A 15,184-nucleotide genomic window follows, 5' to 3' on the forward strand; every position below is an offset into this window, starting at 1 on the left:
TCGTCAGTGGCCGATCGCCTGCGGGAAGTCGAAGAAACGGCCCGGGTCGTAGCGGTGCTTGACCCCTACGAGCCGCCCGTAGTTGCTCCCGTAGTAGGACCGTCGCCAGTCCCGCAGGTCGGGGTCGGTGTAGTTCTGGTACGCCTCGCCCGAGGCCCACGGCAGCATTGCCGCGTGCAGCTGCCGCGCCCAGTCGGTGACGCCAGCCTTGTGCTCCTCGGGCGAACTCACCGGCACCTGCGCCAGGTACTGCACCAAGAAGCGCTGCCTGCGGTGCACGAACGCGGTCTTCCCCGGCCGCGGCCTGTTGTACGCGCCGCCGAAGGCGTGGAACTCCAGCCCGCGCAGCTGCGCGCCCGGTCCGGGTGCGGTGAACTTGGCCTTCAGCGTCTCGACGGCCCGCTCGGGCATGACGTCGGTGAAGAAGCTGGACTTGGTCAGCGCGTACTCGAAGCGGTGCAGCTTCCCGTCCGGTGTCTGACCCTCCCCATGGCACTGCGAGACGGTGAACTCCGAGCAGCCCGCCCAGTGCATGACCGCGTCCATGTACGACATGGTCTTGCGCACCACCTTGACCGGGTCGGTCCCCACCATGGCGGTGAACCGGTCGAGGTGCCGGTCCAGATCGCCGGGCGCGCCCGCCCACTGGCCGAAGGCGTACAGCTGCGGCTCGACGGCCGGATCGGGGGTGCGGACGAACATGCCCGCGCTCAGCTCGTCCGGCGCCTCCGGTGCCCAGCGCTGCCAGGCGGGCAGCACCTCGCCCGCCTTGGACCAGGGCCAGTGCAGCTCGAAGATCGTCGGGTCGTCGGCCCGGAAGGTCTCGAACTCGAAGTCGCTGACGAAGCCGAAGCTGCCGCAACCGCCGCCGCGCAGCGCCCAGAACAGGTCCGGATGGTGGTGCCGGTCGCAGGTGACGATCCGGCCGTCGGCCAGCACCACCTTGATCGAGGTGAGCCGGTCGGAGGTGAGCCCGTGCCGCCTGCCCGCCATTCCGAAGCCGCCGCCCAGCGTCAGCCCCGAGATGCCGACGGTGGGACACATTCCGCCGCTGATGGTCACGCCGCGCGGAAGTAACGCGTCCTGCATGTCGACGAGTTTGCTGCCCGCCTGCACCCGGGCCCGCCCCTCCACGAGGGCCGTCTTGTTCATCGAGGACAGGTCGACCACGATGCCCGGCCCCGTCGAGTAGCCGCCGAAGCTGTGTCCTCCGGAGCGGGCGACGGAGCGTACGCCGAACCGCTGCGCGAACCGTACGGTCTCGGAGATGTCCTCCGCGTGGGCCGGCTGCACCACGGCAGCCGGCCGGATCGCGTCGTACCGTCTGAGGTAGGTGCCGTGGGCGAGTTCGTAGCCCTCGTCGCCGGGCAGCAGTACGGTGCCCGCCACGCTGCGGCGCAGCGCGTTCCAGTCGGGCTTTCCGCGGGTGGAGCCATGGGGCCTGGCGGTCGCCGTCGACACCAGCGGCGCAGCGCCGAGGGTGCCGGCGGCGGTGAGCCCGCCCAGCGCCATGAATCTCCTGCGGTCCATCATGTGGGCCTCCGTTCCCGAGCACGTGGCGGCGCGGAGCGCTGCCGCTTGTCCACGCCGCGAACGTAGCCCTCCGGGCCCGCCATACGGATCACGGAAACACGTGATGTCCTCCCCCTTCTGCTAAGGGGGGGTGCCCCTTGCTCGACACCGCAGGCTGCGGCTGAGTTGTGGCCGATCGCGCAGTTCCCCGCGCCCCTTCGGGGCACGTCGCCTCTCTCCCCCCCCCGCTGCGCTTGGGCAGTCTGCGCCAGGGGCGCAGGGTGGGCAAGCGCAGCACCCGCAGACGCGCAGCCACCCGCACCGGCCACCGGGCATAGGCCCGGCCCTCACTCCAGGCCGAACGCCTCAACGATGCGCTGGGCGGCAAGCGTTGCCGTCAAAGAGCCCTCACGCACGCGCTCTTCCAGCAGCGGCGCCAGCCGCCGCACCGCGGGGTGCTCTTCAAGGCGGCGGAACAAATCATCGCGGACCATCGACCACACCCACTCGACCTGCTGGTCGCGCCGCTTGGCGGCCAGCTCCCCGGTCGACTCCAGCACGGCGCGGTGCCGCTCCAGCCGGTCCCACACCTCGTCGAGGCCGGTGCCCTCCCGCCCACTGCACGTAAGAACGGGGGGAGCCCAGGCGGCATCGGCGGCCCGCATCAACCGCAGTGCGCCCGCGAGTTCACGCGCGGCCGAGCGGGCGTCGCGCTCGTGCGGCCCGTCGGCCTTGTTGACGGCCAGCACGTCGGCGATCTCCAGCACACCCTTCTTGATGCCCTGGAGCTGGTCGCCGGTGCGGGCCAGGCTCAGCAGCAGGAAGGAGTCGACCATCTGCGCGACGGTCGCCTCCGACTGGCCGACGCCGACCGTCTCCACCAGGACGACGTCGTAGCCGGCGGCCTCCATCACGATCATCGTCTCGCGGGTGGCCTTGGCGACGCCGCCGAGCGTCCCGGCGGTGGGGGAGGGGCGCACGAACGCGTCGGGGTTGACCGCGAGCCGCTCCATACGGGTCTTGTCGCCCAGGATGGAGCCGCCGGTACGGCTGGAGGAGGGGTCCACCGCCAGCACCGCCACCCGGTGTCCGCGCCCGGTCAGCAGCGTGCCCAGCGCGTCGATGAACGTCGACTTGCCGACCCCGGGCACTCCGCTGATCCCCACCCGCCGGGCGCCGCCCGCGTGCGGCAGCAGCGTCGTCAGCAACTGCTGGGCCAGCTCGCGGTGGTCGGCCCGGCGGGACTCCACCAGGGTGATGGCGCGGGCGATGTACGTGCGGGAGCCCTCCAGGACACCCTTGGCATAGCTGTCCAGGTCGATGGTCCGGGGCACGCGCTCAGCCCTCGGCGTCCGCAGGACCGGCGAGCTCGTCGTGCCCGAGCGCGGCGGCGAGCTCGCGCACCAGGTCGTACGCCGCGTCCGGGATCACCGTGCCCGGCGGGAAGACGGCCGTGGCGCCCGCCTCGTGCAGCGGCTCCACATCGGCCGGCGGGATCACCCCGCCGACGACGATCATGATGTCGTCCCGCCCCGCCGCGGCCAGCTCGTCCCGCAGCGCCGGTACGAGCGTGAGGTGTCCGGCCGCCAGCGAGGAGACGCCCACGATGTGCGCGTCCGCCTCGACGGCCTGCCGCGCCACCTCGGCCGGGGTCTGGAACAGCGGGCCGACATCCACGTCGAAGCCCAGGTCGGCGAAGGCGGTGGCGATCACCTTCTGGCCCCGGTCGTGCCCGTCCTGCCCCATCTTGGCCACCAGCAGCCGCGGCCTGCGGCCCTCCGCCTCCTCGAAGGCGTCCACCAGCTCCCGGGTGCGCGCCAGGGACGACGACACTCCAGCCTCCTCGCGATACACACCCGAGATCGTACGGATCTGCCCCGCGTGCCGTCCGTACACCTTCTCCAAGGCGTCCGAGATCTCCCCGACGGTGGCCATGGCCCGCACCGCGTCCACCGCCAGCGCCAGCAGATTGTTCTCCAGGCCGGTCCCGGAGCCCGCCTCGGCGGCCCGGGTGAGCGCGTCCAGCGCGGCACGGCAGGCGCCCTCGTCGCGCTCGGCACGCAGCCGCCGCAGCTTCTCGATCTGCTGGGCGCGGACCGCGGAGTTGTCGACCTTGAGCACGTCGATCTGCTCGTCGCTCGCCGCCCGGTACTTGTTGACGCCGATCACCGGCTGCCGCCCGGAGTCGATCCGGGCCTGGGTGCGGGCCGCTGCCTCCTCGACGCGCAGCTTGGGGATACCCGCGTCGATGGCCTTGGCCATGCCGCCCGCCGCCTCGACCTCCTCGATGTGCTGCCACGCGCGGTGCGCCAGATCGTGGGTGAGCCGCTCGACGTATGCGCTGCCGCCCCACGGGTCGATCACCCGGCAGGTGCCCGACTCCTGCTGGAGCAGCAGCTGGGTGTTGCGCGCGATCCGGGCCGAGAAGTCGGTCGGCAGCGCCAGCGCCTCGTCCAGCGCGTTGGTGTGCAGCGACTGGGTGTGGCCCTGGGTGGCGGCCATCGCCTCGATACACGTACGGGTGACGTTGTTGAACACGTCCTGCGCCGTCAGCGACCAGCCCGAGGTCTGCGAATGTGTGCGCAGCGACAGCGACTTGGGGTTCTTCGGGTCGAACCGCCGCACCAGCTTCGCCCACAGCAGCCGCGCCGCGCGCAGCTTGGCGACCTCCATGAAGAAGTTCATGCCGATCGCCCAGAAGAACGACAGCCGGGGCGCGAACGCGTCCACGTCCATCCCCGCGTCCAGCCCGGCGCGGAGATACTCCACCCCGTCCGCCAGGGTGTACGCCAGCTCCAGATCGGCCGTGGCCCCGGCCTCCTGGATGTGGTAGCCGGAGATGGAGATGGAGTTGTAGCGCGGCATCTTCTGCGAGGTGTACGCGAAGATGTCGGAGATGATCCGCATCGAGGGCTGCGGCGGATAGATGTAGGTGTTGCGGACCATGAACTCCTTGAGGATGTCGTTCTGAATGGTCCCCGCCAGCTTCTCCGGCGGTACGCCCTGCTCCTCGGCGGCGACGATGTAGAGCGCCAGCACCGGCAGCACGGCGCCGTTCATCGTCATCGAGACGGTCATCCGGTCCAGCGGGATGCCGTCGAAGAGCTGCCGCATGTCGTAGAGCGAGTCGATGGCCACGCCCGCCATGCCGACATCGCCGGTCACCCGCGGATGGTCGCTGTCGTAGCCCCGGTGGGTGGGCAGGTCGAACGCGACGGACAGGCCCTTCTGCCCGGCCGCCAGGTTGCGCCGGTAGAAGGCGTTGGACTCCTCGGCCGTCGAGAAGCCCGCGTACTGGCGGATCGTCCACGGCTGGTTGACGTACATCGTCGGATACGGGCCGCGCAGATACGGGGCGATGCCCGGGTAGGTGCCCAGGAAGTCGAGCCCCTCCAGATCCTCGTCCGTGTACAGCGCCTTGACGGCGATGCCCTCGGGGGTGTGCCAGGCCAGATCCGGCACGCTGTGTCCGGAGTGCTCCTTGACGGCTTCGCTCCACTGTTCCGCCGTGCCCTCGGCGCTTGCGCCTTCCGCGGGCTGCTCGGGGTCCAGGCTGACGGCCGTGAAGTCCGGGATGCCGAAGTCCGGGAAACTCATGCGTCGACCCCCATGCAGTCGAGAAGGGACGTGAGGAGGGCGACCGCGTCGCCGCCCGCGTGGACGAACTCGTCGACCCCGGAGCCCTGGTACTCCGCGCGCTGTTCGGCCTCCTTCGGCTTCCCCGCCAGCAGCACCCGTACGGCACCGGCCGCCTTGAGCGCGGCGGAAACCCCGGCCGCCTGCTCGGCGTAGAGGGCGTCACTGGAGCACAGGCAGGCGACGCGGGCGCCGCTGTCCTTGAAAGCGTCCGCCGCGCCATCAGCGTCCACCGTCACCGGATCGTGTACGGGCTCGATGCCGCCCGCCCGGGCCAGGTTGGCGACGAACGACACCCGCGCCGTGTGTGCCGCGGCCGGGCCCAGCGCCGCCAGGAACAGCTTCGGGCGCTCGCCGGTCGCTGCCAGGTGCGCGTCCGAGCGGGCCCGCAGCGCCTCGTACGCGTCGTCCCGCCGCACTCTCGGCAGTCCGCCGCCGGGCTGCTGCGGCGCGGGCTCGCGCTCGACGGGACGCTCGTCCAGCAGCGGGAACTCGCTCACCCCGGTTACCGGTTCCGTTCTGCGGGCCAGCGCCCTACTGCGGTCCGCCCAGCCCTCGCGCAGCCGCTCGGCCACCAGCCCGCCGCGCAGCGCCGCCGCCATACCGCCGGCGCCCTCGATCTCCTGGAACCAGGACCAGGCCGTGCGCGCCAGCGCTTCCGAGAGCTCTTCCACGTACCAGGAGCCGCCCGCCGGGTCGATGACCCCGGCCAGATGGGACTCCTCCAGCAGAATGGTGGAGGTATTGCGCGCGATGCGCCGCGCGAACGCGTCCGGCAGGCCCAGCGCGTCGTCGAACGGCAGCACCGTCACCGCCTCCGCGCCGCCGACTCCGGCCGCGAGCGTGGCGACCGTCGTACGTAGCATGTTCACCCACGGGTCGCGGCGGGTCATCATCACCGGCGAGGTCACGGCGTGCTGCCGCTGCGCGCCCGCGTGCGCGGGAGCCCCGCACGCCTGCACCACCCGCGACCACAGCCTGCGCGCCGCACGCAACGCCGCGATGGTGGTGAACTGGTCGGCGGTCGCCGCGTACCGGAACTCCAGCTGCCCGCAGGCCGCCTCGACCGGGAGCCCCGCCTCGGTCATGTCCCGCAGATACGCGACCCCGGTCGCCAGCGCGCACCCCAGCTCCCGCGCGGGCGTGCCACCCGCCTCGTGGTACGGGAGCGTGTCCACCACATAGGTACGCAGACCCGGGTGTTCACCGGCGCACTGCGCCGCCAACGCGGCGGCCTCCTGCCGCAGCGCGGGCGCCGCGCCGTGTGCGCCGGTACGAGCGGCGTGCCCCAACGGGTCGGCGCCCAGCACACTTCCGGGCGCGGGCTCGGCACCGTTCGCCGGCTGTCCGCGCAGCCGCAGCAGTTCGGCCGCGGCCTGCCCGAACTCGGCACCCGCGTCCAGCGCGATCGGTGCGAGGTCGAGATAGACGCCCTCCAGCGCGCCTTCCAGCTCCCCGACGGGTAGCCCGCTCTCGCCCACCGTCAGCCACAGCGAGGTGACGCCGTTCTCCAGGTCACCGAGCACGGCCTCACGGGTCCCCGCGGCGTCGGCACGCGTGTGCCGCTGCCGTACGTCCCAGCCCCGCGCGGCGTTCCCTTCGGGGCGCGCACCTCGGGTGAACGGGGCAAATCCGGGGAAACCGCGCGGAACGCCGTCCCCGTTCGTCCTCGTGTAGAGGGGGCGTACTTCGATGCCGTCGGCAAGCGTCGTGGTGAGGGCGGACTCGGGCACGGATGCGTCCGGGACCTTCGCTCCCGTCTTGCCCAGGACCCCGGAAACGAGCTGCTGCCACTGCTCGTACGTAGCCTCCGGAAAGTCCTGCGCGAGGGAGAGCCCTTCTTCAGGCGGGACCGTCATGGCCGCAGATTAGGCGAGGTGACCCGTGAGTAGCACCAGCTCATCTGTGTGACCTTGCACTCTCCTGTGCGATTGGCGCATGTGTCCGTTGCTCCGGTGAGGGGGTGCCCCTGTCCGTTGTATGTGGGCTGCGGGTTGCGTGGTGGTTGCTCGCGCAGTTCCCCGCGCCCCTTACGGGGCGCCTCTGCGTCTCCCTGCGAGCTTGGGCAGTCTGCTCCCCCAAGCTCTTCGAGCAGGGGGCACTCCCAGGGCGCGAGGGGTCTCAGGCGCTCCGTCCGGCCAGCCGCTGACGCGCCAGGTGGTCAGCTTTGCGGGTGGTTTCGGGCTGGCGGTAGTCGGGGGCCAGCCGCAAGGTGAGCGCGGTGGCGTTGTCGAGGCCGATGCCGCTGCCGACGGAGACGAAGACCGGCTTGACCCCGTCCTGGGTGCGCAGCGCACGCCCCACCTGCTCGCCGTCGATGGTCAGCGGCGTCCACGCGCCCCGCTCCGGCCCCGGCTCCGCGTAGTCGAAGAGGAACGGCGTCTTGGCGACCCCGAAGCAGGGGATGCCGGTCAACACCCCGAGGTGGACGGCGAGTCCGGCGCGCCGGGGGTGTGCGACGCCGTAGCCGTCGCACACGATCACCTCGGGCTTGTGCGACAGCCCGCGCAACGCGGCCGTCACGGACGGCAGTTCGCGGAACGCCAACAGCCCGGGGACGTACGGGAAGTCCGTACGTCCCATGTGCACGGACTCGTCCACCACCGCCAGCGTGGCCGCGTCCAGCACGACGGCGGCGGCCACCAGGCCACCGTCGTCCGCATAGGCGACATCCACCCCCGCCACCGTCCGTACCTGGTCGGGCTCCGGTCCGGGCCCGACCAGGTCGGCGGCCTCACGCAGCCGTTCCTGCGCGGCGACCGCCTCCGCCTCGTCGGCGGGCCAGCCGTCCGGTTCCGGCTCCGCCTCCGCCCCTACACCCATGTCACTCCGCTGTCGCAGGACCTCACTGAGCACACACGACGTCGTGCAGCTCGATCGGGTGGGAGTCTAGATCGACGTAGGCGGTGAAGGTGGTGGTGGTGCCGTCCGCCCAGTAAGCGGTCACCGTCGCCCAGCCGAACCCGGCGGACTGGGCGGTCGTCACCGGCCCCACCTCGATGTTCTGCGGCGTGTTCTGGGCGCACAGGATGACGTCGTGGTCGGGGTTCTCCGCCTGCTTCTGCTTCAGGAAGTCCGAGACGAAGTGCTCCCGCTGGGAGTCGCTCGGCCCATGGTCGCCGTAGAACCGGCTGAGGAAGCGGTGGATCTCGGGGCCGGTGTGCCGGTGCTTGACCACCGGCCCGGCCGGCTGCGCGGCGGGCTTCGCCTCCGCGGCTTGCGCCGCTGCCGTCGGCGCCGCCTGTGCGGCCGGCACGCACAGCGCCAGTGCCGCCACCGCGGCGGCAGACAGCGTGAGGACACTACGGGTACGGGTGGTACGGAGTGTGGCGCGGGTGGTACGGAGCATGCGGACACCTCTTTTGTCGGCGCTGTCCCGGATGAGAACCGGTGACCGCATCGTCCGCCTTCCGGCGGGCCCGGGGGAACGGAGCCGCCTCAACGCACCCCACAAATCCCCCACTTGGATGACGGGCCCCACTGCCCTCGGCCCAGGGCCTGCAGCGGTTACGGCATCCATGCCGTCAAGGGTTTCAATGGGGCATGGCTGCTGACGAGGCAAAGGAGGGGCGGCGGCGGGTCCTGCGCTCCGTGGATCTCGCGCGGGCCGCCGGGATCTCGACGCAGCAGGTGCGCAACTACGAGGAGGCGGGCATCCTGCCGCCCGCCGCCCGCACCGCTTCCGGATACCGCGCCTTCACCCCGCGCCACCGTGCCGCACTGCTCACCTACCGCGCGCTGGCGAAGGGCTACGGCACCGGCCCGGCCCAGCGCATGCTGCACGCCGTGCACGCGGGCGACGTACCCGCCGCGCTGGCCCTGGTGAACGAGAGCCATGCCGCCCTGCACGAGCAGCGCCGTTCCCTGCGGGTGGCCGGCGAGGCGCTGGCGGCGGTGGCCGAGCGAGCCCCCGAGGGAGCGGAGCCGCCCCGCACCGTCCTGCGCATCGGCGAGCTGGCACACCAGCTGGGGGTGCGGCCCTCCGCGCTGCGCGTGTGGGAGTCGGCCGGGCTGCTGGCCCCGCGCCGGGAACCGGTCACCGGCTACCGCCGCTTCGGCCCCGCCGAGATCCGCGACGCCCGTCTGATCGCCCTGCTCCGCCAGAGCCGCTATCCGCTGCTGCAGATCCGTACCGTCCTGGACGGCCTGCGCGAGTCCGGCAGCACGGCGGAGCTATGGGCAGCGCTGGCCCGCCGCGAGGAGGAGCTGACGGCCCGGACAACCGCCATGCTGGAGGGCTCCGGCCTGCTGCATACGTATTTGCGGGACCACGGGCTCCCGCCGAGCGCGTCCCAGATACTCCCCATAGGCTAGAAGAAGACGACATTTCCGACACCTGGGAGGCTGCTATGGGTGCTCCCCGCTTCGTCGTCGATCCGGACGAGGGCAAGTCGATCTGGCTCGCCGGGCTAGGAGTCGACTTCAAGATCTCGGCTGAGGAGACCGGCAACCAGTTCTCGGTCGTCGAGCACCCCATCGAGCCGGGCCGTCTCGTGCCGCCGCACGTGCACAGCCGCGAGGACGAGTTCTCCTACGTCCTCGAGGGCCGGGTCGGCGCACGGGTGGGCGACCAGGAGGCCACGGCAGGTCCCGGCTCGTACATCCTCAAGCCGCGAGGCATTCCGCACACCTTCTGGAACGCCGGACCGGAACCCGCCAGGATCCTGGAGATCCTCTCCCCCTCCGGCTTCGAGCGGTTCTTCGACGAGCTGGGCACGGTCTCCGAGACGGCGGCCGATCCCGCCGAATTCGTCGAGCGGCGCGCCGAACTGGCCGAGCAGTACGGCCTCGGTTTCTCGGACGAATGGATCGCCGAACTTACCGACAGGTATCAGCTCAAGCTTGTCGGAGAGTAGCCGCCTCGCCCCCTGCGGGGTGCAGCGGGATTGAGAGGATCGGACGCGTGCACGCATCCGATCCCTCCCAAATGCCCGCGGACGCGTTCGCGGGAGACTTCGAGATCCATCTGACCGTCGACGGCTCCTGCCCCGCCGTGCGCTCCGGCGCCCTCGCCGGGTACGCGGCCGAACAGGGCTGGAAGTACGCGCACATCGTGCTGGACCGGGGCCGCACGCCCGTCCAGCCGATGGTCACGCTCACCGCTGAGGGCACGCTAGGTACGGCGCGGGCGGCAGCGCAGTCGGCGGCCGACGAACTGGCCGCTGTCGGCTGCCCGGTCGTCCGCGTCAAGGTGGAGGCGGCGCCGGGGGCGCGGGGCGTACCGGCCACCGACGCGGAGGGAGCGGCACTCGGCCCCGCGTACTACTTCGAGCACCATGTGAAGCTGCTGCTGCCGCCGGATGCGCAGACGGTGGGGCTGGCCCGGCTCGCTGTCCGACACGCCGCGCACCTCTCCCGCAACGCCCGCCGCGTCCGCGACGACGGGCAGCGCGAGCAGTTCGTGACGCAGCGCTGTCGCGAGGTCGGCAGTGCGACGGCGGGGCGGCGGCTGGACGCGCTGCTCACCGCGCTCTCCTCCCTCCCGTACGAAATCCTCTCGGTGGAGAGGGAGTTCGTGGTGTACGACAGTGCGGAGGCACTGGACTCCGGGTGGATAGCCGAGGAGCGGGCCGAAACGGAAGGGGCGGTGCGGTCATGAGTGAATCCGCGTGGCAGAAGCTCGGCCACGGCCCCTGGCCCGCCGAGAAGACCGTGCCGCACCAGGAGCTGGACGAGGCGACCCGCAGGGCCCTCGAACTTCCGCCCACCCTGCGGCCCGTGCAGGGGGAAGCCGTGGTCCAGCGCCCCGTCTTCGACCCCTCGGCACTCCATTACGCCAAGGCGATGCGGCTGGGGAATCCCGAGTTCGCCGACGCGGAGACGGGTGAGCGCTGGTTCGCGGCGCGCCGTCGGGCGCTGGATCTCGTCCTGGCGACCGTCATCGACTCGCCCTGGGCCGAGCACCTGGTGCTGCGGGGCAGCGTGCTGCTGCGTGCCTGGTACGGGGAGGCCGCACGCGAGCCCGGCGACCTCGACTTCGTGGTGGAGCCGGTCACCTGGCAGCTGGAGGACGAGCGCACCGAGCGGATGCTGGACGGGCTCGCGCGCCGTGCCGATCTCCGCTCCCGGAAGGCGGGCGGGGACGTCCGGCTGGACTCGCGGGCCGCGGTGCGCGACGAGATCTGGACGTACGACCGGGTCCCGGGCCGCCGCCTGGTCGTCCCGTGGGCGGCCGAAGGCGTGCCCGGCGGCACGATCCAGCTCGACTTCGTCTTCAACGAATCACTCCCGGCGCCTGCCGCCCGCACCGCGATTCCCCGCCCGGAGGGAGCCGACGGCGACGCACCGCTGTCCGTACGCGCGGCCACCCGCGAACTCTCCCTCGCCTGGAAGGTCCTGTGGCTGGTCAGCGACATGCATCCCGAGGCCAAGGACCTCTACGACGCCGTGCTGCTCGCCGAGGACGAGACGGTCTCACTCCCCTTCGACCTGCTGCGTGCGGCCTTCCGCGGGGTGGACTACGGCTACCACGACCGCAATCCGCTGCTCCTCGACTGGCTCACCCACCACGTGGCCGACAGCACCGACTGGTCCGAATTCGCCAAGGAGTACCCGCACCTCACCGTGCCCGAGCGCGGCTGGGGGCGACGGCTCGCCAACGCGCTCGCGCCCACCTTCGCACTGGACGACGACAGCACCGGTGAGCCCGTCCGCTACCTGGAGTTCGCCCGCTGGCTCGCCCCGCTGACGGACGAGTGCCGTACGACGTTCTCCGAGGACGGGCTGCCGGCCGTGCTGGAGCGGCTGTTCTCTCCGTACGTACAGCCCGAGGGCGCACTGGTCGTCACCCGCGAGGTGCTCGGCCGCGCCGAGTACACCGTCGCGGACGTGCTGCCGCTGCTGGTCGCCTTCCGGTGGCGCCGGGTCGAGCACTCCTGGCAGCGGGACCGCTGGGAGGAGGAGCGGCTGACCGAGGCCGCCGAAAAACTGTCCGGGACTGGTGGTCGGGTGTGATCAGAGGGTAAACCCTTGGCGACAGGGGGTGGTTGCCGTGTACGTGTACAAGCGACGGCGTCGGACATGGCCGATGGTGGTCTTCCATGTGATGGGGGCTGTGGGTGCGCCGCTGCTCGTCCTGGGCATGGCCTACGGAGGAGCCACGTACGCCGTCGACGGGGGGCCAGGCAGCAGTGTGTTCCTCGGCAACGCGCTGGTCGTGGCCGCGTTTCTCCTCGCCTTCAGCACCGGCTTCCTGCTCGACCCGGACCATCCCTTCCAGCCGTTCGTGGCAATCGTGACCAGCGTGCTGCTGGCGGGGAGCGTCCTCGCGGTGGCCGCCAAGGTGGACGACGAAACCCTGCGCACCCGGGGCGAGTCCACCGGCTGCCGGGTGCTGGACGTCGACCGCCAGGAGCACACCACCACCTACACCGACAGCAACGGCGTGACCCACACGTCCACCCGCGTCGACTACAAGCACGAGCTCCGCTGCGCGGCGAGGCGGCCGGACTCGATGACGCTGGACAAGAAGTACGCCGACCAGGGCGAGCACATCAATGTGACCTACGACCCCCGCGGCCGGATCGACCCCAAGCCCACGGACCGGCTGGAACGCGGCAGCGTATGGCACACGCTGGCATTGGTACTCCCACCCGTAGTGATCGGCCTACGCCTGCTCGTCCTGCTCGCCGCCGCGCTTGACAGGCGCCGCTAGGCCGATGAGGGGGTGTCCCTACCTGTCCGACGCGGGCTGCCGGTGTCTCGTGGCTGGTGGGGGCACCTCCCGGCCGGAGGCTGGGGGAGCAGTTCCCCGCGCCCCTGACGGGGCGCGTTGCGCTGCGATTGAACCGTTCGTTGCCGTGCGGAGTCGTAGCCCGTATGCGGCTACAACTTTTCAGAATCGGCATGCTGCTCGTTCTGTCCGTCGTGCTGTCTGCCGTCCCGCCTGCCGGCGCGGCGCCGCGCGACGACGGGAAGGCGGCCGTGACGCTGGAAGGGCCGCAGCGTACGCGGTATCTGAACGACTCGGAGCAGGACTTCGGGTTCAAGCTGAGGGCGGCGGGAGGCGCGCGGCGCGTCACCGTACGGATCGACACGGGCAAGCTGTCCGGCGTCGCCGAGGTGAACGAGCTGAGCAAGCACTGCCGCCGCAGCGGCAACGAGCGGATCGAGTGCTCCTACCGCGCCCGCGAGTCCGGCACGGCTGTGCAGCCGTTCGCGATCCATGCCGCGACAGGCAGCAAGGCAGGGGACCGGGCGAAGCTCACCGTCACTGCCCAGGCCGGTGACGACAGTGAGGCGGCTAAGCGTACGACCGAGCTCGTCGTCGGCGTGCCCCGCTTCCAGGTCAGCGGCAAGTTCGAGCGCGAGCGCCAGGAGCCGGGCGGCACAGCACGGTTGCGGCTCAGCGTCCGCGCTTCCGGACCCGTACGGGCGGAGAACGGCGTCGGCCTCACCCTGGAACCGGGCGACAGCATGGGCCTCTCGCGGCTGTACCGGAATTGCGGCGACACCCCTGACACGCACGAGGTCACGCTGTGCAGGCTCGACGGCCGAGCGCCGGACCCCGGCGAGACGGCGACGGTCGACCGGCCGATCAACTTCCGCATACCCGCCGACATCCTGTACACGGAGCTCGACTTCCGCGCCTACGCCATCGGCGCCCCGGGCGACCCCGACCTCAATCCGGGCGGCTCCTACCGCGAGAGGCGGAAGCGCTGGCACGACTGGCACGACGGCAAGTCCGAAGCCCCCGCGCTGGGGCTCCGCCCGGGGAAGGCCGACGGGCTCGGAGCCTTCCGCAAGAACGTGAGTACTTGGATCAAGGTGGACAACCAGCTGGACGTCTCGGCGCTCGGCACGGCACTACGTGGTCGGGAGGGCGAGACGGTCGAGGTACCGATCCGTATCCGGCAACGCTGGCCCGACGGCCGCCGGGCGAGCCCCAACTACATTGAGTACTCCTATCGGTTCACCGCCCCGCAGGGGACCACAGTGGTGGGCGTCCCCGAGGATTCGGGCGTACCGATGTGCTCCGTGCGGGACCACCGCCGCACCGTCGTCTGCCCGGGCAACATGGACGGCGAGCAGCTCCAACTCCGCATCGACCACAAGGTCCCCGGAGCGCAGGGCCGTGTTCGGATCGACCACGGCCACAAGTTCTCCGCCCACGATCCCGACCGCGCCAACGACACTGAGACCTTCGCCCTCCATGTCACCGGGGTCACCAATGGCCTGCGCGCCCGGCGTATCGCCGCCGACACCGTGCCCTGGGCGGTCGGCGGCACCGTGGTGCTGGCGGCAGTCGGCGCGGTGTACTGGCGCTCGCGGCGACGGGCGGCCTAGCGCTTGTCCGGCGCCTCTTGCGTGCCCGGCATGGGGGCTGCGCTTGCCCACCCTGCGCCCTGGGGGCACCTCCCGGACGGAGTCTGGGGGAGCAGACTGCCCAAGCACAGCAGGGGGGACGCGCCCCGAAGGGGCGCGGGGAACTGCGCGACAAGCCACGACGAACCCGCAGTCTGCGGACGTCGAGCAGGGGCACCCCCTCTCCAGAACCTAGGTGGCGTGGCAACGCGCCCAGACGGTTTTGCCGGGCGCGGCCGGGGTGCGCTCTCGTACGCCCCAGGCACTCGCCAGCGCAGCGACCAGCAGCAAGCCGCGGCCGGACTCCTCGTACGGTCCCGGCGCCACTGGGGCGCCCGGCGGAGTGGCCTCGCCCCGCGTGTCCGTCACCTCGATGAGCAGGGCGCCCGGTTCCGGGAGAGTGAGCGCGAGCTCGAAGTCCCGCCCCGGCACGCGGCCGTGCAGCGCCGCATTCGCGGCCAGCTCCGCCACGATCGCTGCCGCGTTGTCGGACGGCTCGCTCCCGTACGGGATGCCCCACGCGTCGAACTGGTGCAGCGCGAGAAGTCGCGCCAGACGGGCGCCGCGCCGGGTGGCGGAGAACCGCTGTGCGAACATACGCTCGGTAGCGGCCGAGCGAACCGGGGAGAGTGGCTGACGCTGATGCATGAGCGTCACGCTGATGCTCGGCCTCCTCCTGTGACCAGTTCAGCAACCCCTACGCTGCGCAAGCGTAGGGGTGCGGAGTGTGGAC

The 15,184-nt window shown here is 71.5% G+C and carries 13 protein-coding genes; 6 read left to right on the forward strand and 7 right to left on the reverse strand.

Annotated elements, in window-relative coordinates; all coding sequences use genetic code 11:
- Window positions 1-3 precede the first annotated feature (3 nt).
- The 6 genes from ACTWQF_RS06440 to ACTWQF_RS06465 all read right to left on the reverse strand — a co-directional run bounded on the left by ACTWQF_RS06440 (window position 4) and on the right by ACTWQF_RS06465 (window position 8,497).
- Complete coding sequence (locus tag ACTWQF_RS06440; protein ID WP_443277917.1) at window positions 4-1,533, reverse strand: FAD-binding oxidoreductase; 1,530 nt, start codon at window positions 1,531-1,533, stop codon at window positions 4-6.
- Window positions 1,534-1,859: 326 nt separating this feature from the next.
- Window positions 1,860-2,846: a methylmalonyl Co-A mutase-associated GTPase MeaB gene (meaB, locus tag ACTWQF_RS06445; RefSeq protein ID WP_443277919.1), complete on the reverse strand. Its 987-nt coding sequence runs from the start codon at window positions 2,844-2,846 to the stop codon at window positions 1,860-1,862.
- Between the two features lie 4 nt (window positions 2,847-2,850).
- Window positions 2,851-5,109 (reverse strand): methylmalonyl-CoA mutase, encoded by a 2,259-nt coding sequence (gene scpA / locus ACTWQF_RS06450; protein ID WP_443277921.1) that lies wholly within the window; start codon window positions 5,107-5,109, stop codon window positions 2,851-2,853.
- Entirely contained in the window at window positions 5,106-7,007 is a 1,902-nt protein-coding gene (locus tag ACTWQF_RS06455; RefSeq protein WP_443277923.1) for a methylmalonyl-CoA mutase family protein, read from the reverse strand. The genes scpA and ACTWQF_RS06455 overlap by 4 nt, the downstream gene beginning before the upstream one ends.
- A gap of 262 nt (window positions 7,008-7,269) precedes the next feature.
- On the reverse strand, window positions 7,270-7,971 hold the full coding sequence (locus ACTWQF_RS06460) for an endonuclease V (protein ID WP_443277925.1): 702 nt from the start codon (window positions 7,969-7,971) through the stop codon (window positions 7,270-7,272).
- 22 nt (window positions 7,972-7,993) lie between these two features.
- Window positions 7,994-8,497, reverse strand: coding sequence for a hypothetical protein (locus ACTWQF_RS06465; RefSeq protein WP_443277927.1), 504 nt, complete (start codon window positions 8,495-8,497; stop codon window positions 7,994-7,996).
- A 194-nt stretch (window positions 8,498-8,691) separates the two neighbouring features.
- On the opposite strand from ACTWQF_RS06465, the gene ACTWQF_RS06470 reads away from it, so the two are divergent.
- The 6 genes from ACTWQF_RS06470 to ACTWQF_RS06495 all read left to right on the forward strand — a co-directional run bounded on the left by ACTWQF_RS06470 (window position 8,692) and on the right by ACTWQF_RS06495 (window position 14,433).
- The gene (locus ACTWQF_RS06470; protein WP_443277929.1) at window positions 8,692-9,462 is read left to right on the forward strand and encodes a MerR family transcriptional regulator; all 771 of its coding nucleotides are present in this window, start codon (window positions 8,692-8,694) and stop codon (window positions 9,460-9,462) included.
- 35 nt (window positions 9,463-9,497) lie between these two features.
- Complete coding sequence (locus ACTWQF_RS06475; RefSeq protein WP_443277931.1) at window positions 9,498-10,004, forward strand: cupin domain-containing protein; 507 nt, start codon at window positions 9,498-9,500, stop codon at window positions 10,002-10,004.
- Window positions 10,005-10,051: 47 nt separating this feature from the next.
- A complete protein-coding gene (locus tag ACTWQF_RS06480; protein WP_443277933.1) occupies window positions 10,052-10,747 on the forward strand; it encodes a hypothetical protein in 696 nt (231 codons plus the stop codon).
- Window positions 10,744-12,102 carry a nucleotidyl transferase AbiEii/AbiGii toxin family protein gene (locus tag ACTWQF_RS06485; protein WP_443277935.1) on the forward strand — a complete coding sequence of 453 codons (1,359 nt, stop codon included), beginning with the start codon at window positions 10,744-10,746 and terminating at the stop codon, window positions 12,100-12,102. The genes ACTWQF_RS06480 and ACTWQF_RS06485 overlap by 4 nt, the downstream gene beginning before the upstream one ends.
- Before the next feature lie 37 nt (window positions 12,103-12,139).
- Window positions 12,140-12,802 carry a hypothetical protein gene (locus tag ACTWQF_RS06490; RefSeq protein WP_443277937.1) on the forward strand — a complete coding sequence of 221 codons (663 nt, stop codon included), beginning with the start codon at window positions 12,140-12,142 and terminating at the stop codon, window positions 12,800-12,802.
- A gap of 191 nt (window positions 12,803-12,993) precedes the next feature.
- The gene (locus ACTWQF_RS06495; protein WP_443277939.1) at window positions 12,994-14,433 is read left to right on the forward strand and encodes a COG1470 family protein; all 1,440 of its coding nucleotides are present in this window, start codon (window positions 12,994-12,996) and stop codon (window positions 14,431-14,433) included.
- 210 nt (window positions 14,434-14,643) lie between these two features.
- Here the strand turns inward: ACTWQF_RS06495 and ACTWQF_RS06500 are convergent, their stop codons facing one another.
- The gene (locus ACTWQF_RS06500) at window positions 14,644-15,048 is read right to left on the reverse strand and encodes an ATP-binding protein (RefSeq protein WP_443277941.1); all 405 of its coding nucleotides are present in this window, start codon (window positions 15,046-15,048) and stop codon (window positions 14,644-14,646) included.
- Between the last annotated feature and the right edge of the window lie 136 nt (window positions 15,049-15,184).

Origin of the sequence: Streptomyces sp. 8N114 (genome assembly GCF_052245835.1) — a bacterium.
GTDB lineage: Bacteria > Actinomycetota > Actinomycetes > Streptomycetales > Streptomycetaceae > Streptomyces.